The sequence below is a fragment of the Candidatus Marinarcus aquaticus genome (assembly GCF_004116335.1).
Classification (GTDB): Bacteria; Campylobacterota; Campylobacteria; order Campylobacterales; family Arcobacteraceae; genus Marinarcus; species Marinarcus aquaticus.
Genome location: NZ_PDKN01000011.1, coordinates 78008 through 96221, shown reverse-complemented (window position 1 = coordinate 96221; position 18214 = coordinate 78008). Strand labels below are relative to the sequence as shown.

Sequence of the window (18214 nt, the reverse complement as noted above, 5' to 3'; positions counted from 1 at the left end):
TTTTTGTAGTATCTCTAAAAAATACTTAAAGTTGCCATAAATGAATACAAATAATATCTTTTATAAGTCCCATTTTACCGATATTATAGACTAATTATTTATTTTGAGTTAAGGTGTGCTCTTGTATTATTGAAACTGTTACTTCACCTATAAAAAAAGGTTTTTACTTTTTTATAGTGTCGTTAAATCATTATTAAATATTATATATATAATCAACTATCATTATTAATTTACCTAATGATTTAATATAAGTAATTATTAAATTATCAGATAACTTTTAGTGTGTTATTAATGTAAAAGGATGTTCATGAGCACAGAGGTTTCCCGTAGAAAGTTTCTCCAAGGGAGTATCGCACTGAGTGTCATTGGTGGCATGGCCTCAACCAACCTTTTTTCAAATGAAGAGAAAAAAGGCAAAATAAAAACCACTACAAAAACAAATACAACTCAAGCACGAACAGTATCTACGCTTTGTGAAATGTGTGTAAACAAATGTGCTTTGATTGCCAGAGTCGAAAACAATATTATTACCAAACTTGATCCAAATCCACTTTTCCCTAAATCCCGTAATATGCTGTGTGCCAGAGGAAATGCAGGAATACAAGCCCTGTATGACCCCGACAGACTTAAATACCCCATGATCAGAGTAGGAGAGAAAGGCGAAGGTAAATTCAAACGAGTCTCGTGGGATGAAGCGTTTGAATATATCAAAGAAAAAACGGTAAAAATTTTAGATGAAGAGCAAGACAATCGTTCCAGCTTTATGTTTTGTGCCGGTGAAGGAATGGCGGAACATACCTTTAAAACCTTTTATGATGGTTTTGGTTCATCAAATTGGCTCAATCACTCTTCTATTTGTTTGCAAACAGTGGCATCGGCTTACGGAGTGACGCTTGGAACGTATCCACAAGCCGACCTTGAAAATGCCCAATACATTATCATGGCGGGGGCAAATCGGGCGGAAGCATTTGTGACTCCAGATACCATGGATTTTGTTAAAAAAGTTAAAGCCAAAAAAAACAGTGCAAAACTCATTTGTGTCGATCCTCGTTTTACAAACACTGCAGCAAAATCGGATAAATGGTTGGCCATAAAACCTGGAACAGATTTGGCATTTGTTTTGGCTTTGACCTATGTTACATTAACAGAAGAGTTATACAACAAAACCTATGTGGCTGAAAACTTCAATGGTTTTGAAGAGTACAGTGCAATGATTTTAAAAGAGAACTATACACCAGAGTGGGCAGAAAAAATCACAGGCATAAAAGCCAAAGAGATATATGAAATTGCAAGAGAATTTATGGCAAATGCACCCAAAGCCATCTACTACCCAGGACGACGAAGTACCTTTTCTAAAAATGATTTTCAACTCAGACGTGCAATGGCCATCTTCCAAGCTTTAGGAGGAGGAATTGATTGTAAAGGAGGTCTCGTTTTTGGGAAGCAATTTAAACTCAAAGATCATGAAGAGATTATTCCCATGTATGATAATGCGAAAGCAAGAGCAGTCGTCATGAACAATCAACACATCGGCTATGACAGTTGTGCCATTGTCAGTGGTGGAGGTTCTTGGATAAGTTGGAGAAACAACTTTTTAGAAGAAACTCAACCGTATAAAGTTCGTGGGATGTTTTGTTATAAACACAATCCCATGATGAACATGCCCAACACAGCAAAAACAGCTCAAATGCTTAAAAAAATGGAGTTAGTTGTCTGTATAGATACCATGCCAAGTGATACCGTTATGTATGCAGATGTTGTCTTGCCTGAGTGTACTTATCTTGAAAGAACCGATCCTGTAAAAACATTTGGCGGTGTTGAACCTGCCATTGCACAACGAAATAAAGTAATCGACCCTATGTATGAGAGTAAACCTGTCATTGAAATTATGCGAGCGTTGACCAATAAAATATCCAAACCTCTTTTTGAAATTACAAAAAAATATGATGAAGAGGTTCAAAGTGAAATTGCATCATCAAGCGAAAAAGAGGTCTATGAAGAGTTTGATTTAACCAAACCTTTTATGTTTTCTCAAGAGCAAATCAATGAATACACAGTAAGCGACTATCCTGATGCAGCAGAAAAATTAAAAACTCAAGGGGTCTATTATCCCAAAATGGATGAATATTTCAAACAGTTATCTGAAAATGAGTTTGAATATTATCCAGAAGCTGCCAAAAGCTACAGTGTTAATGGTGGAAAACCTGTGACTCCTTCAAAAAAAGTGGAGTGTAATATTGAGTCATTTACCAAAAAAGGCATAGATTCCATGCCAATGTGGAGAGATGAGTATATGTATAGCATCCCTAAAAATCAATTCAGACTCATGACGGGAAGACACGCTCAATATACACAAACAAGTACAGCCAATAATGCCATGCTCAAAGATTTAATGTATCAAAACTACCTTTGGATAAACAAACATGTGGCAGCAGAAAAAAATATTGCTTTTGGGGACATCATTGAAGTGAGCTCGAAAATTGGAAAAACTTCCTTAAGAGCTTATCCCACAGAAAAAATTGCTCCTGATAATCTCTTTTTTATACACGGATTTGGGCAAGAGAGTTCAGAGTTAAATTGGGCATATAAAAATGGTGGAAATGATAATGCCATCATCGAAGATTTCATGGAGCCTGTCTATGGTGCAGCTGCCATGCATGAAACCAACGTAGAAATAAGAAAGGTTTAACAATGGCAAGATACGGAATGGCTTTAGACTATAAAAACTGTATAAATTGTAAAGCCTGTGAAACGGCATGCAAAGAAGAAAATGGTGTGTTACTGGGTGCAGATAATCACAGAATATGGGTAGGAATGAAAGAGATTGAAGGAGAGTATCCCAATTTGAGTATTGCTTCAAATACTTTTTACCCCAGCCAATGTCAACATTGTGATGAAGCACCGTGTCAAGAAGTTTGCCCCACCAATGCGACTTATTATGATAAAGATGGTCAAGTCAGAATAGATGCAGATAAATGTATTTTATGCAGTTATTGCATAAATGCCTGTCCTTACGATGCAAGATATGTGGATGACCGAACAAATACAGTTGATAAGTGTACTTTCTGTACCGATACTCGACTTGCCAGAGGAGAAACCACGACGGCATGTCAAAATACCTGTCCGACAAAAGTGAGAATTTTTGGTGACTTAGATGATCCAAACAGCGAAATCAGTCAAGTGCTTCAAAACAGAGAACACTTTACTTTAAAATCAAATCTCGGCACAAAACCAAAACTATTTTATCTGATTTAAGGGATTATTATGCATATTAAAGAATTTATTACAACCATTCCAGTGAAAAAAGTCACACTAAGAGATATTGTATCGTTTGAAAAAACTCCAATTAACCTGCTTATTGCAGTCATGACCTTACTGTTTTTAGTTCTGTTTGCTGTAGGAATTACAACCTACATTTTACATGGACATCATGCGTATAATGTGACCAAAGAGCACCCTTGGGGGCTTTTGATTGCGGTCTACATCTTTTTTGTGGTGAGTTCAACAGGACTTTGCATTGTCGGTTCATTGGGTGATGTATTTGGATTTAAAGATTACATGATGATATCAAAACGTGCTATTTTTGGCTCAATTATAACCATTGTTTCTGGTTTTGCTGTTATTGCTTTTGAAATTGGACACCCAATAACGATGGTGATATACAACATTTTAACACCGGGATTTACCAGTGCAATTTGGTGGATGGGAACGCTGTATGGATTGTACATGACTTTTATGATCATAGAGTTTGTGTTTTTACTCAAACACAACATGAAAATGGCAAAAATATTTGGTCTTACGGGTCTTCTTGTAGGGTTAGCAGCACATTCTAACTTAGGTGGAGTATTTGGATTCTTAAATGCCAGAACCATATCAAATGGGGTATTTTACCCGATGTATTTTATCTTAACAGCTTTTATTACGGGGATTTTTCTTTCATTTATCATGTATGGCTTTAAATACAGACTCAAATTTGATGAAAAAGCAACGTTATTGCTTACAAATTTAGCAAAAATACAAGGGCTTTTGATTGCAATACTGATGTTTTTTGTCACTTGGAAAATGCTCTCCGATGTTTATGGTGGCATGCCAAATCGAGCAGAAGTTGCACGTCATATTTTTTCAAGCGCAACCTTTTGGGCTGAAGTATTTTTTGCGATGGTCATACCTTTGTTTATCATTCTAAAAAGTGCAGGAAAAAATATAGTTGGGATGTTTTGGGGCTCTCTTATTGGAATGGTAGGTATCTTTTTCATGAGATACAACTTGGTACATGACACCCAACTCAAACCATTACAGATGTTAAAAACAAGCGAATACCAGCTTGTACCAACATGGATAGAATATTTCCCTTCAGTTACGGAAGTTATGATATCTCTTGGGGGATTGGGGCTTTGTCTATTTTTATACTATATGGGTACAAAACTGTTTAATTTAGACGAATAAAAATTTACTAGGAGGAGGAGGAGAGATGAAAAAAAGTTTAATCATATGCAGTTTATGTCTGATGCTTTTTGCCAATGAAAAGGAAACTGTCCCAAAAGATATTGCACTACAAGAAGCAAAACACGCTGCACATAAATTACATACGACTTTAAGTTCTATTGTTAAAGCAAAATTTCGGCACGAGGGTGCGCTTGCTGCTGCAACATTTTGTGCCGATGAATCGTATACAAAAATAAAGGAGTTAAACGAAGAACTCGGAGAGAATATTTCCATAAAAAGAGTAAGTCTTTTTAACAGAAATCCAAAATCATCTCCGCAAAGAGACGAAATAGATATTTTAAAAGCATTTGATCTTCTTGAAGAATCGGATGCATATATGCCAAATGGCATTGTACAAGTTGCAGATTATAACACTTACAAAGTCTATTTTCCTGCGATGATGGCAAGTAAAACTTGTAAAGTGTGTCATGGAAATAAAAGCAATCTTGACCCAAAAATTCAAACTCTATTTGAAGAAAAATACCCTTCTGACAAAGCTTTTGGTTTTAAAAGTGGACAAGTACGTGGTGCTGTTATTGTAACGGTCAAAATAAAAAATGAAAAGAATAAACTTAAATAAAAGGAGAAAATATGAAAACAATTAACTTACTAGCAGGTGCAGTTATTGCTTGCGGATTGAGTGTATGTGCAAATGCGGATGAGTATACTCAAGGAGAAATATACACCGCCATGTGTCAAAAATGTCATGGACAATATGCAGAAGGAAACCCTGCAAAAAAAGGACCTTCACTTATTGGAAAAACAAAAGAAGAATTATCTGTAGATATTTATGAACTTGAAAGTGGTGGGTACCAATCTTCAGGAAGTGGACATGACATTATGGAGTACAATTTAGGTGTCATTAAAAATAAAGGGATGAAAGTCAACCCAGATAAAATGGCAGAATACATCTACAAAAGTTTTGGGGAAAAATAGATTCACTAAAGCCGTAAAAGTGAAGACTTTTCCGGCTTTTTTTTAGTTCTTAAAAACTCAATCCTATGATTTTTTTACAAACTCTTGTTTGAGTTTAATAGCACCCACACCAGGAACTTTACAGTCAATATTGTGTCCATCGTTTCCATCTACTAGCCGGATACCTTTAATTTTTGTACCCACTTTAATCCCAGAAGAGCTTCCTTTTACTTTCAAATCTTTGATAACGGTTACATCATCTCCATCACTCAAAAGTGTTCCGTTGGCATCTTTAACCACCAATCCATCTTCTTCTTGACTCTCTTGTGCATCTTGAGACCATTCATGAGCACACTCCGGACAGATGAAAAGAGATCCATCTTCGTACGTATATTCACTGTTGCATTTTGGACAATTAGGCAGTTGATCCATTTCATTCCTTTAAATTTTTTTGCAATTGTAAGATATTAATGCAAGATTGTCAAATCCACAATCACAAGACGTAATCTTAAAAAGAGTATAATGCTCATAGATATATTGATGCAAAGAAGTACAATGACATTTGAAAAAAGACTCTCAAAATTATTTCAATTAGATGACACCACATGGATGCGACACGCAAATCCATTAAGTGTCTGGACACGATACAGTGTATTGCCTTTTATCATTCTGGCTTGTTGGAGCAGAGAGACACTTGGCACTTGGTCTGCTTTTTTAGTTATGCTTTCTGTATTATGGATGTTTTTAAATCCGCTTATTTTTTCCAAACCCAAATCAACTAAAAATTGGGCCTCAAAATCTGTTTTAGGGGAACGTATTTATTTAAACAGAGATAAACTAGAAATACCTCTGCATCATCGTACCAAGTTGTATCATCTTTTACATCTTCTGTCACTTCTTGGGGTGGGGATTTGCATTTATGCCATCATCTACTACTCGGTTTGGGCTGCTTTATTGGGTATTGCATTAACGTATTTGAGTAAAAGTTGGTTTTTAGACCGAATGGTCTGGCTTTATGAAGACATGAAAGAGAGTGACGAAAAGTTTAAGAGCTGGGAGTATTAACACTTTTATTGAAAAAACTATAGTTTAAATTGCTCCATTAAAATTCTTTTAACTTTTTCGTAATAACATTACTGTAGAAAAAGTAGATATCAATATACCTATAATTACCCAATAACTTAGAACTTGTGATGACACAACAAACATAAGTATCGCAATAGAAGCAGGAGTTAAATAAGTATAAGCCATGATTTTCTTAGGTCCTAAAATCACAGTACACTTTTGATATAAATAAGCAGTAACCAACGTTGCAGGTATACTAAGATATCCCAAAGAAACAAAATCATTTGCATTGATTCTATCCCATTGTAGAGGTATGTTGAATATAATTAAAGCAAATGACATCCAAATGCAACCACCAACTAATGTCATAAAAACTAAAACAAATAACTCATCATCTTCTTTATAAAAATATTTTGCACAAATTGAATACATAGATATAAATAAAATAGAAATAAGAAAAAATATATCTCCTTTATTTAAAGTAAGTGATAAAAGAAGTTGTAAACTTGCTTTAAATACCACAATACAAGTTCCAATAATTCCAAAGAGATATACTATATATTGTTTTTTGGGAATTTTTTGTTTAAAAAATATCATTGATAATAATGCCGTAAGTAAAGGTACAAGGGTAAATATTGCTCCGGTGTTTAAAGCCGTTGTATATTCTAAAGAGATAAACATTCCTATTAAAAATGATGTGTAAAAGAAACTAATTATAAATGCTCTTTTAAAAGTTGAAATAAGTTTTACTCTATACTCTTTTTTTAAAAATATAAAAGGAAGCAGAGTTACTGTTGCTATTAAAAATCTTAATAAATTAATTGAAATAGGATTAATTACTCCTGATAACTTTTGAGATACTAAAAATGATCCTCCTGATATAAACGTTGCAAGTAAAATTAAAATGTGTGCATATAATGTTTTTGACATAAAATATCCTTTTTTGATACAGATTATCAAAAATATTAATTTTTCTCGTATACCTATGTTGATTTTTTAATAAATTTGTAATATTCTTTCTAAAATATTAAAGATGATTTATGAATACAAGTACAGAACAAATATTTAACTCACTTAAAAAAACTTTAGATTCTTATTATCCACTTTCTGAAAAAACGTGGGAAGAGTTTAAAAGTATATGCACAATAAAAGAAATAAAGAAAAATGAATATGCCTTTGAACTTTATGATAAAGTAGATGCTTTTTCTTATGTATATAAAGGTTTATTTAGAACATTTTCATTTAATGAAAAAGCAGAAGAATATACAAAAAAATTTTTCTGGGAAACTAAATTTTATGGACCAATGGTTGCACTATTATATAAAAAACCCATAAATGCAGTAGTTCAAGCAATAGAAGATTCAATAGTTATAGATATTAAACATGATAAATATAGAAAACTTTTAGAGAAATATGATGATTTAAAATTTTTCCATATTTTTTATTTAGAAAAACATTGGGTATTAGAAAGAGATGACATAAGTTCTTCGCTTGTTCTTGATAATGCTAAACAAAGATATGAAAAATTTAATAAAGAATTTAAAAATATTATAAAAAGAATTCCTAAGTACTACATAGCATCATATTTAGGTATCTCACCTACTCATTTGAGTCGTATCAGAAAAGAATTAAAAAATCATTGTGTTTTATAATTTCTTCTTTAAAAACCTTTTATAAAAAATCCTTTAGAAAATAGTTGAGTATGCTAATGAGAAAATTGAATTAATCTTTTACATAAGTTGATTTAATTTTTAAATTCAGATAAACTCAAGCCATAAACGCGTATTGTACTACTCAAAACTCGCTTCTTAGGTTTGATACCCCGTTAGGTGTATACAATTAATTCTATACATCTGAAACAGAGCAAAACAGAATAAACAGACCCATCTTCGAAACTAAAAATTCGTCCACAAGTCATATTTATGAAATTTTTCATAAAAGGAAATTTAGATATGAACACATTTAAAAATGTAAATGCCTGAATTTATAATTGAATATCCCTATATATTAGCGCTATTTATCTTTTTAGCCAGAGTTGCCGATGTATCTTTAGGAACATTTCGTACTATCGTTATATTTCGTGGATATAAACTACTTGCATCTTTAATTGGTTTTTTTGAAATCATCATTTGGTTAATAGCTGCTGGTCAAGTTTTCAAAAACCTTGATCAATGGCATCTTGCCCTTTCATATTCAGCAGGTTTTGCAACAGGAATATACGTTGGAATGTGGATTGAGAATCGTTTTGCAATAGGTAATGAACTTATTCGTTGCATCTCATTCAATCGTGATATCTTGGCAAAAAAGATAAGAGATGAAGGCTTTTAAGTAGTTTCACTGGATGGAGATATGGGTAAAGATACAGCAGTTGAAGTTCTATTTATCGTTGAAAAAAGACGTAATATACCAGCACTTATTCGATTAATCAACAACCTTGACCAAAAAGCAGTCTATACTGTATCTGATTTAAAAAGTGTTTATGATGGTCCAGAATATATAAGCAAAAAAAGTTTTTGGAATATGAGAAGGACTAAATAATGATTCAAGTAAAAGGAAATCAAACCATGCATAAGTTAAAAGTAGGAGTTATTGGAACTTCAAAAAAAGTAGATGAGAAAAGGCTTCCAATACACCCCAAACATTTAGATCGTATTCCAAAAGAATTAAGAGAACAACTAATATTTGAAGAGGGTTATGGCTCACCCTTTGGCATTTCAGATGAAGAGATTGCAGCACAAACTGGTGGAATCGACACACGACATAATCTATTGGCCAATATAGGCACTGTTATTATTAATAAACCTGTATTATCTGATTTGGAGGAACTAAAAGTTGGAGGAACACTTTGGGGATATGTACATTGCGTACAACAAGAAGAGATAACCCAAATAGCAATAGAACGTCAACAAACACTTATTGCTTTTGAAGATATGTTTGTTTGGTCACCAGAAGGACAAGTTGGTCGTCATACCTTTTATAAAAACAATGAAATGGCAGGATATTGTGCTGTAATACATGCTTTACAACTAAAAGGAATAGATGGACACTATGGGAACCAGAGAAAAATACTTATTTTTGGTTTTGGTGCAGTCAGCCGTGGTGCAATTTATGCTCTAAAAGCACATGGTTTTAGAGATATTACTATTTGTATTCAACGACCAGACCATGAAGTTAGAGAAGAGGTACTTGATTGTCATTATGTAAGAGTTCAAAAAGGAGAGAATAAACAAGCACGGATGATAGTAATAGAACATGATGGCTCAATACATCCACTCTCAGAACTTATTAGTAAAGCAGATATTATCGTAAATGGAGTTTTTCAAGATACACAAAACCCAACAGATTTTATCATAAAAGGAGAAAGCTCTTTTCTTAAACCTGATAGTTTAATCATAGATGTCAGTTGTGATGAAGGGATGGGATTCTTTTTTTCAAAACCCACAACATTTAAAAACCCTATGTTTAAACATAAGAGTATAGATTATTATGCTGTTGACCATACACCAAGTTATCTTTGGGAGAGTGCAACCCGTTCTATTTCAGCTGCATTGATTGTATATTTGCCAACGGTATTAGCAGGTCCTGAAGCTTGGAATAAAGATGAAACTATTCGAAAAGCTATCAATATTGATTTGGGTGTTATTTTAAATAAATCTATTTTATCATTTCAAAATCGTAAAGAGAACTATCCTCACAAATGTTTTACAATAGACGAAAATGCTGTTACAAACTCTATTACTTTACTCAGCAAAAAAAGATAGATTACTCTATCTTTTTTTATTAACTATCAACTTTTGAATAAAAGTATGAGTGTGGCCATTGAAGATATGATAATGCCTATAAAAACCCAAAAACTCATGCTTTGTGCATAAAACAGATACATCAACAAAGCAACCGCTACAGGACTTGTATAAATATAGGCCATGGTCTTTTTAGGACCCAAAATCACAGTTGCTTTTTGGTTTAAGTATACCGTAAACAGCGTTGCAGCAATGGCTAAATAACTCATATCTAAAAATAGATTGTCATTTATTTTTTCCCATTGTAAAGGGATATTGAACAACACCAAAGCTAACCCCATCCAGATAATACCACCGATTAACGTCATAAAGGTTAAAACTAATACTTCATCACCCTCTTTATAAAAATGTTTGGCACTGATAGAATATAAAGCCATAGCAACAATGGCAAACAAAAAGATTACATCACCATAATTTAATGAAAGATTTAAAAACAGTTGTAAATCCCCTTTAAATACAACCATACACGTTCCAATAATACCAACTACATATACCAAAAACTGAAAAAGTGTGATGGTTTGTTTAAATACAAAAATAGCCAAAACTGCTGTTAGAAGAGGAACTAAAGTAAACAGTGTGCCTGTATTTAAAGCTGTTGTGTACTCTAAAGCTTTGAATAAACCAATAAAATACAAAGAGTAAAACAGACTGATAACCAAAGCTCGTTTAAATGTTTCTCTTACTTTAGTTCTGTATTTTTGTTTTATAAAAATGATGGGAGCTAAAACTATTGAAGCAAAAACAAATCGAAAAAGAGTCAAAGATATAGGGTCAATGATACCTGCTAATTTTTTTGAAACTATAAATGAACCCGCAATTAAAAAAGTGGCTATTATAACTAAAATATGTGCTTTAAAATTTTCACTCATATAAAATATTCCTTTTTTATGGAATAGTATTATATTTAATTTATTTTGTCATTTACATAGGTTGATTTGAGTTTTTTTCTTATTCGACTCAATTGCGTAGGTGTTATTCCTAAGTGGTTTGCAATATGGTGTTGTGAAATTCTATTTTGTATATTTGGATTATTTTTTATAAAATTCAAATATCTGGTTGTGGCATCATCAATAATCAATGAAATCTCATTTTTCTCTTTTACAATCACCCAATTTTTTTCCAAATAGTTGATGTAAAAATCTTTAAACTCCATATTGGAGTTGATGAGTTGTTTATACTCTTCAAAATTGATATAGATTAAAACAGAATCTTCTAAAGCTTCAATATTTAAATAAGAGTTCTCTTTTGTAAGTAAAGAGACCTTTGAAGCAGAGAAATAATTCTCACTAAAAAGGTTTTTTGTATATATTGTTCCTTCTTCATTTAAATAGTATGTACGAAGAATTCCTTTACAAATAAAATAGATATATTTCGCTTTTGAGTATGTGTCTTGCAGCACTTCACCCTTTTTGACCTCTTTTATAAAACAGATATTTTTAAAAGCCTCAAAAGATTCATCACTGAATTCATAATATTGATTACAAGCTTTTCTTAACTTATCATAATAAAATTCACTATTTACTTCATTCATTAAAAACCTTAATAATTTTAACAATTTTAACAAATAGTTATAAAAACTAATTAAATATTATGACTTTAAAATCTTTATTTATTTAAAATACTATTTTCATCAAATCTTCATGAATAAATTTATAGTTTAGTTTTAATACAAGCAAATCGCTCTTTACTATTTTTTTATTGCTTTCATTTTTGAGTGAATCAAAAGTTGGAATAGGCAAATCGGATACTTTTGCACAATAGGTATAAAACTCTTTTTTTGTGGGATGGGAAGGAGTAACGCAATTAAAAGTTTCATCAAAAATACCTTGTTTAATTACATTTCCTATTATATTGATACAATCATCCCTATGTATCATATTTACAGGTGCATTTACATCTTTTACAACTTTGCCATTTGGGAAAAATTTTGCAGGATTTCTTCCATATCCGATAAGTCCTGCAAATCTTAAAATTGTTATTTCAAGATTTGTCTTTTTAAATAGATTTTCTATTTCAAGTAAAGGACTTGTTTCATCTTTTAAAACTGAAATTGAACTGATAAAAACAATTTTTTGAATACTTGAATTTAGTATATGTTTTATCAACTCTTTAAATCCATCAATATTTTTTGAAGGAATATTTATAATCAAAATATCTGAAGATAAAAACTTATCAATCTCCCCACTTAAATTATTTATGTCAACAATAAATGGTGTGATATTTTCATCTTTTATTTTGTCAAATTTTTTATATGTAGTTGTAGATAACTTTATGGAAAACTCTTTTGATAATGATTGAGCTAAGGGGAAACCTAACCAACCACTACCCAAAACAGAAATACTATTCTTTATCATTTTTTATCCACACAATATATATTTAGTTTTTAAAAGACAAAATAAATATAGCTAACATATCAATTACATCACTATAATCTTGTACATTTCCAGTAGCTTTTGCTGAAAGAATTGCACCTTCCAATGTTGAAGCAATATAAAGAGATAATTTATTAGTATCACACTCTTTCATCTCTTTTTTTTCTATTGCCATATCTAAAATATTTTTTATACTTTTCCTAAAAGTATAATATATCTTTTCCATTATAACTTTAAACTCATCATCAATATTAGACATCTCTTGCACAATATTTGCTATGGGACAGCCTCTTATAAAATCCCTTTGGGAAGTATCTTTTAATTGTTCAATTAATGCTTCTAAATAATTGCTATTTAAATTTAAGATTCTTCCATATCTCTCTTCAAATTTTGCATAAATCTTCTCTTGAATTGCACATAGTGCCATCTCTTTTTTTGTTGAAAAAAAGTGATACATTGATCCTTTGTGAACATTTGCATTTTTTAAAATAGTATTTAAAGAAGCTCCTTGATAGCCATTTTCATATATTTCATTATATGCCGACTCTATTAATCTATTTTTTGTATTAATTTTTTCCATATATAAGTGTATCATTTTTTAGTTGACAAGCTGGTCTAGTTTTGATATAGTTGCACTAGACCTACTGGTCAACAAATATAAAGGACTAAAATGTCAAATACACCTATTTATAAATTTTTAAATGAAAAAAAATTGATTTTAGATGAAATAGAGATTGCTTATCATCAAGAAGGGGAAGGAGAAGTTATTATTTTACTTCATGGTTGGCCACAAACATCATATATGTGGAGAAAGGTAATTCCAATTTTATCAAAGAACTTTAGAGTTATAGCTCTTGATTTACCAGGTTTAGGAAATAGTAGCGATACTTTAAACTATGATACAAAAAATATTGCAACAATTATTAATGATTTTAGAAATAAATTAGGTATAAAAAAATTCCATCTAATTGGGCATGACATAGGTGCTTGGGTTGCCACAAGTTATTCTTTATTTTTTGAAGAGTATTTAAATAGTCTGGTTATTATAGATGCTGGAATTCCAGGCTTAATACCTGATGATTTATTCAAATTAGAAAATGCAAATAAAGTTTGGCAATTTTATTTTCATAGTTTAGATTCTATTCCAGAATTTTTAACTAAAGGTAAAGAAAAAGAGTATATTTCATGGTATTTTGAGAAAAAATCTTACATTAAAAATTCAATAAAAGAAGAAGATATAGAAAATTACTATTTATCATATATAAAACCAAATAAAATGAGAAATGGTTTTGAATATTATAGATACTTTGAAAAAAGTGCTCTTCAAAACAAAAAGCAAACTTCTAAAATATCAACAAAAATTTTAGCAATTGGAGGGGAATTTGCTGTTTCTGAGCAAGTGGGTATTGCCATGAAAAAGATTTCAAATAATGTTGTAAGTTCAATTATAAAAGAGTGTGGACATTATGTTCCAGAAGAAAAAGCTGAAGAATTATGTGAAATAATAAATTCTTTTATACTATCTGAATTAAAAAAATTATAATATCAAATAAATAATCAATATAAGGAAAGAATCTTGAAGAAAAAAAGATTTTTAGTTGCAGGAGCAACAGGATATTTAGGTCAATATATTGTAAAAGAGATAAAGAAGCAAGATTACTTTGTAAGAGTATTAATTAGAGAAGAAAAACAAAAAGAGTTATTTTCAAATGTCGATGAGTTTTTTATAGGAGAAGTTACAAAACCTGAAACATTAAATAATATAGCTAATAATATTGATTATATTTTTTCAAGTATTGGTATTACTAGACAAAGAGATGGTTTAACTTATATGGATGTGGATTATCAAGGAAATAAAAATTTATTAAATGAAGCTATTAAATCAAATGTAACAAAATTTGAATACATCTCTGCTATAGATGGAGATAAATTTAAAAATTTAAAAATATTTGAAGCAAAAGAGAAGTTTGTTGAGGAATTAAAAAACTCATCATTAAAATATAGTATCATAAGACCAAATGGCTTTTTTTCAGATATGAAAGATTTTTTAAATATAGCAAAAAGTGGAAAAATATATCTATTTTCTCATGGTGAATATAAACTCAATCCTATACATGGAGAAGATTTAGCAAGATTTTGTGTAAAAAAACTAATTTCAACTGATAATGAAGAGGAACAAATAGGAGGTCCAGATATACTAACTCAAAATGAAATAGCTAAACTTGCACTAAAAGCTTGGAACAAAGAGATTAAAATAGTACATTTGCCTAATTTTATTAGAGTTATTATTATAAAACTTCTTAGAATTTTCACTTCATCTAAAGTATATGGACCAATTGAATTTTTTTTAACTCTTTTGGCAAAAGACAATATTGCTTCTACCTATGGAGATAAAAGATTAGAAGACTTTTTTTTAGAAGAAGTCAAAAAAACCAGAAATTAGTATTAGATACTAATTTATGATTTCAAAGAGACTGTTCAGAGTTTTGTGTCAGTAACTGATAGTTCCTAGAATTTTAGCATAGTTAATCTTACTAATCCTAATTTGCTCCAAAAAGTACAGTTATTGGGATAAAAAATAAAATTCTATTACTTACCTAAAGTAAAGTAATAATAATTTAAGTCTTCAAGATATATAATTTCTAAAATATAAGGAGATTAAATGGAATTTCATATTTGGTTAACTTTTGCAATAGCAACCTTTGTTGTATCTCTTTCTCCAGGAGTTGGAGCAGTTGTTTCAATGAATTATGGATTAAAATATGGACTTAAAAAATCATACCCTGCAATTTTAGGATTACAAGTTGGATATCTAATTCAAGCTTTTATTGTAGTTATTGGATTGGGTGCGATTATAACTAAATCTGTGATGGTTTTTAATATTATCAAATGGATTGGTGTTGCTTATTTAGTATATTTTGGATTAAGTAAAATTTTTGAAAAAGTTGAGTTGGTTGATGAACAAGAAAAAATAAATTCATATAATCCTAAAAAAGCTTTTTTTAGTTCTATTTTAATAAATTTGACAAATGTAAAAGCAACAATATTTTTAGTGGCTTTTATTCCTCAATTTATTAATCCTAATGAATCAATATTTTTTCAATTTATGATTCTTGCTGTTACGTTGAGTATATTAGATATTTTTGTAATGACAGGTTATTCTTCTCTTGCATCTAAATTAAAATTTTTATTAAAAGATGTAAAAGCAATAAAAATACAAAATAGAATAACAGGTGGATTACTTATTTTAGCTGCAATTTTTATGGCAAATACAAAAAGAGCTTAATATTGAAAGTAGAAAAAGTATCAGCCTTTGCATATAAAAATAGAGGTGGTAATCCAGCAGGGGTATTGATTTTAGATGAAATGTTAAGTGAAGAACAAATGCTTGAAATTGCCAAAGAGGTTAATTATTCAGAAACAGCATTTTTGTTAAAACAAGGTAATTCTTTTAGAATAAGATACTTCTCTCCTGAAACAGAAATAGCTTTTTGTGGTCATGCAACAATTGCAAGTGGTTTTATACTTGGTCAAAAATTTGGCTTAGGTATATATGATTTAGTTTTAAGTGATGGCAAAATTCAAATTGAAGTTAATGAAAATAATAATAAAATTTTTACAAGTATTAATTCAGTAAAAACATATACATATGATATTGAAAAAGATTATGTAGATAGTATTCTTGATGCTTTTTCATTTAGTAAAAATGATTTAAATGAAAAATATCCAATAAAAGTATCTTTTTCAGGAATAAATAATCTAATTTTATTTGTTAAAAATAAAAAAACGCTTCAAGAAATGAAATATGATTTTGAAAAAGTAAAAGAATTAATGATAAATAAAAATATTGTAACTATTAATATTTTATGGAAAGAAAATGAAAATTTATTTCATTCAAGAAATGCTTTTGCTTATGGTGGAGTATATGAAGACCCAGCAACTGGTTCTGCTGCTATTGCTTTAGGAGAATATTTAAGAAATATGGGAATTAAAAAATCAGGAGAAATTGAGATTTTACAAGGATTTGATATGAAACAACCATCTCAATTATTTGTAAGTTTTAACGAGATTTTAAATAGTTCAATTAAAGTTTCTGGAGCTTGCAGATTTGTAAACTAGTGAATATTGGCATAAATCTATCTATTGAGTTGTAGATACTAAATAGAATACAAAATTTTGAATAGCTTTTCCTATAACCTCTAGATTTTGGAACAAAATTAGAAAATCTAACTTATTGGCTTTATAACCTTTGTTTAGAGATATAATTTGTTCCAAAAAGTGTTCAAGAAGTAGAATTTAGTGATTCTCTCAAATCCTAAGGACTTTTTGAACAACAAAAATCACTTTTTAAGTCATAAGTTTAAAGATTCATCTAGTCTGCCCTCAAATAATATTGCCAACTGTGAAATAGTTAGCGACCAATTCCAAATAGGCATAGTCCATTTTTTAGAAGCATTCTGAATACCCATATACAAAAGTTTGAGAAGACTATTTTCATTTGGGAAAGCACCTTTAGTTTTAGTAAGTTTTCTAAACTGTCTGTGAACTGATTCAATAATATTAGTAGTGTAGATGATGCGTCTTATCTCTTCAGGATATTTAAAATATGCAGATAGATGTTCCCATTTGTTCCTCCACGACTTAATTACAATAGGATATTTTTTGCCCCACTTAGACTCAAGGTTGTCAAGTTCCATTTCAGCAGCTTCTTTGGAGATAGCTTGATAGATAATCTTCAAATCTTTCATAAACTCTTTTTGGTTTTTAGAAGCTACATAGCGTATTGAATTTCTAATTTGATGTACGATACACAATTGAACTTCAGTATTTGGAAATATTGCATTTATAGCTTCTGGAAACCCTTTTAATCCATCAACAGATGCAATAAGTATATCTTCTACACCTCTATTATTTAAATCAGTTAAAACCTGTAGCCAGAAGTTAGTTCCCTCATTTTCTGAAAGGTATAAACCTAATATCTCTTTTTTGCCATTTAGTCCAACACCAAGGATAGTATAAACTGCTTTTGAAATATATCTACCATTATCTTTAATTTTATAGTGTATAGCATCAAGCCATACAAATGGATAGATTGATTCTAATGGTCTTTGTTGCCACTCTTTGAGCAATGGTATAACTTTGTCTGTAACAGCACTTATTGTTGCTTTAGAAAACTCAGTACCATATAACTCTTGAATATGTTCAGATATTTGAGAGTAGCTATTACCAAGAGCATATAAAGATAAAATCTTTTGCTCTATATGGTCTGACATATGTGTTTGATGTTTTTTAACTATTTGAGGTTCATAAGAACCATTCCTATCTCTTGGAACATCAAGTTCAAATTCTCCAACACTACTTTTCATAGTTTTAGTAGATTTACCGTTCTTACGGTTTTTATTTATCTCAGTAGTAAGATGTGATTCAAGTTCTGCTTGTAATGCAGCTTCAGTTAGTTGTTTGATAAGAGGAGCTAAAACTCCGTCCTTACCATCTATTTTTGCACCAGCTTTAATTTGTTCAAGTGCATCTGTTAAATCAAGTGTTTGATTCATTGTTCAATCCTTTAGAATAAAT

At 30.5% G+C, this 18214-nt stretch carries 21 protein-coding genes; 14 read left to right on the top strand and 7 right to left on the bottom strand.

Annotated elements, in window-relative coordinates:
- The first annotated feature begins 307 nt into the window (after positions 1-307).
- Genes CRV04_RS12425 through CRV04_RS12405 form a run of 5 tightly spaced genes read left to right on the top strand, consistent with a single transcriptional unit; the run spans position 308 to position 5421 of the window.
- Entirely contained in the window at positions 308-2689 is a 2382-nt protein-coding gene (locus tag CRV04_RS12425) for a molybdopterin-dependent oxidoreductase (RefSeq protein ID WP_128997179.1), read from the top strand.
- Between the two features lie 2 nt (positions 2690-2691).
- Positions 2692-3255 (top strand): 4Fe-4S dicluster domain-containing protein, encoded by a 564-nt coding sequence (locus CRV04_RS12420; RefSeq protein ID WP_128997178.1) that lies wholly within the window; start codon positions 2692-2694, stop codon positions 3253-3255.
- Between the two features lie 9 nt (positions 3256-3264).
- Positions 3265-4446 (top strand): NrfD/PsrC family molybdoenzyme membrane anchor subunit, encoded by a 1182-nt coding sequence (gene nrfD / locus CRV04_RS12415; protein ID WP_128997177.1) that lies wholly within the window; start codon positions 3265-3267, stop codon positions 4444-4446.
- 25 nt (positions 4447-4471) lie between these two features.
- A complete protein-coding gene (locus CRV04_RS12410; RefSeq protein WP_128997176.1) occupies positions 4472-5065 on the top strand; it encodes a Tll0287-like domain-containing protein in 594 nt (197 codons plus the stop codon).
- A gap of 11 nt (positions 5066-5076) precedes the next feature.
- Complete coding sequence (locus CRV04_RS12405) at positions 5077-5421, top strand: c-type cytochrome (protein WP_128997175.1); 345 nt, start codon at positions 5077-5079, stop codon at positions 5419-5421.
- 63 nt (positions 5422-5484) lie between these two features.
- On the opposite strand, the gene CRV04_RS12400 is transcribed toward CRV04_RS12405, so the two are convergent.
- Entirely contained in the window at positions 5485-5832 is a 348-nt protein-coding gene (locus tag CRV04_RS12400; RefSeq protein ID WP_128997174.1) for a zinc ribbon domain-containing protein YjdM, read from the bottom strand.
- A 90-nt stretch (positions 5833-5922) separates the two neighbouring features.
- Between CRV04_RS12400 and CRV04_RS12395 the strand changes: the two genes are divergently transcribed.
- Positions 5923-6465, top strand: a complete 543-nt coding sequence (locus CRV04_RS12395) for a DUF6653 family protein (RefSeq protein WP_228126560.1) — start codon at positions 5923-5925, stop codon at positions 6463-6465.
- A 48-nt stretch (positions 6466-6513) separates the two neighbouring features.
- On the opposite strand, the gene CRV04_RS12390 is transcribed toward CRV04_RS12395, so the two are convergent.
- The gene (locus tag CRV04_RS12390; RefSeq protein WP_128997173.1) at positions 6514-7395 is read right to left on the bottom strand and encodes a DMT family transporter; all 882 of its coding nucleotides are present in this window, start codon (positions 7393-7395) and stop codon (positions 6514-6516) included.
- Between the two features lie 110 nt (positions 7396-7505).
- Here CRV04_RS12390 and CRV04_RS12385 point away from each other — a divergent pair, with 110 nt between their 5' ends.
- From CRV04_RS12385 to CRV04_RS12375, 4 genes are all read left to right on the top strand, one after another.
- Positions 7506-8117 carry a Crp/Fnr family transcriptional regulator gene (locus CRV04_RS12385; protein WP_128997172.1) on the top strand — a complete coding sequence of 204 codons (612 nt, stop codon included), beginning with the start codon at positions 7506-7508 and terminating at the stop codon, positions 8115-8117.
- Between the two features lie 322 nt (positions 8118-8439).
- The gene (locus tag CRV04_RS13010; protein WP_228126559.1) at positions 8440-8793 is read left to right on the top strand and encodes a DUF2179 domain-containing protein; all 354 of its coding nucleotides are present in this window, start codon (positions 8440-8442) and stop codon (positions 8791-8793) included.
- 21 nt (positions 8794-8814) lie between these two features.
- Positions 8815-9003 carry a DUF2179 domain-containing protein gene (locus tag CRV04_RS13005; RefSeq protein WP_228126558.1) on the top strand — a complete coding sequence of 63 codons (189 nt, stop codon included), beginning with the start codon at positions 8815-8817 and terminating at the stop codon, positions 9001-9003.
- Positions 9003-10226, top strand: a complete 1224-nt coding sequence (locus tag CRV04_RS12375) for a N(5)-(carboxyethyl)ornithine synthase (protein WP_228126557.1) — start codon at positions 9003-9005, stop codon at positions 10224-10226. Before CRV04_RS13005 ends, CRV04_RS12375 begins: the two co-directional genes overlap by 1 nt.
- Before the next feature lie 26 nt (positions 10227-10252).
- On the opposite strand, the gene CRV04_RS12370 is transcribed toward CRV04_RS12375, so the two are convergent.
- The 4 genes from CRV04_RS12370 to CRV04_RS12355 all read right to left on the bottom strand — a co-directional run bounded on the left by CRV04_RS12370 (position 10253) and on the right by CRV04_RS12355 (position 13217).
- Positions 10253-11134, bottom strand: coding sequence for a DMT family transporter (locus CRV04_RS12370; protein WP_128997171.1), 882 nt, complete (start codon positions 11132-11134; stop codon positions 10253-10255).
- Between the two features lie 35 nt (positions 11135-11169).
- Complete coding sequence (locus CRV04_RS12365) at positions 11170-11796, bottom strand: Crp/Fnr family transcriptional regulator (protein ID WP_128997170.1); 627 nt, start codon at positions 11794-11796, stop codon at positions 11170-11172.
- A gap of 82 nt (positions 11797-11878) precedes the next feature.
- The gene (locus CRV04_RS12360) at positions 11879-12619 is read right to left on the bottom strand and encodes a Rossmann-fold NAD(P)-binding domain-containing protein (RefSeq protein ID WP_128997169.1); all 741 of its coding nucleotides are present in this window, start codon (positions 12617-12619) and stop codon (positions 11879-11881) included.
- Between the two features lie 22 nt (positions 12620-12641).
- Positions 12642-13217 (bottom strand): TetR/AcrR family transcriptional regulator, encoded by a 576-nt coding sequence (locus CRV04_RS12355; RefSeq protein ID WP_128997168.1) that lies wholly within the window; start codon positions 13215-13217, stop codon positions 12642-12644.
- Between the two features lie 90 nt (positions 13218-13307).
- Between CRV04_RS12355 and CRV04_RS12350 the strand changes: the two genes are divergently transcribed.
- The 4 genes from CRV04_RS12350 to CRV04_RS12335 all read left to right on the top strand — a co-directional run bounded on the left by CRV04_RS12350 (position 13308) and on the right by CRV04_RS12335 (position 16756).
- The gene (locus CRV04_RS12350) at positions 13308-14180 is read left to right on the top strand and encodes an alpha/beta fold hydrolase (protein WP_128997167.1); all 873 of its coding nucleotides are present in this window, start codon (positions 13308-13310) and stop codon (positions 14178-14180) included.
- Positions 14181-14213: 33 nt separating this feature from the next.
- Positions 14214-15080, top strand: coding sequence for an SDR family oxidoreductase (locus tag CRV04_RS12345; RefSeq protein ID WP_128997166.1), 867 nt, complete (start codon positions 14214-14216; stop codon positions 15078-15080).
- A gap of 219 nt (positions 15081-15299) precedes the next feature.
- Positions 15300-15923, top strand: coding sequence for a LysE family transporter (locus CRV04_RS12340; protein ID WP_128997165.1), 624 nt, complete (start codon positions 15300-15302; stop codon positions 15921-15923).
- A gap of 2 nt (positions 15924-15925) precedes the next feature.
- Complete coding sequence (locus CRV04_RS12335) at positions 15926-16756, top strand: PhzF family phenazine biosynthesis protein (protein WP_164969171.1); 831 nt, start codon at positions 15926-15928, stop codon at positions 16754-16756.
- Positions 16757-16989: 233 nt separating this feature from the next.
- On the opposite strand, the gene CRV04_RS12330 is transcribed toward CRV04_RS12335, so the two are convergent.
- Complete coding sequence (locus CRV04_RS12330) at positions 16990-18192, bottom strand: IS256 family transposase (RefSeq protein ID WP_128997163.1); 1203 nt, start codon at positions 18190-18192, stop codon at positions 16990-16992.
- Positions 18193-18214: the final 22 nt, after the last annotated feature.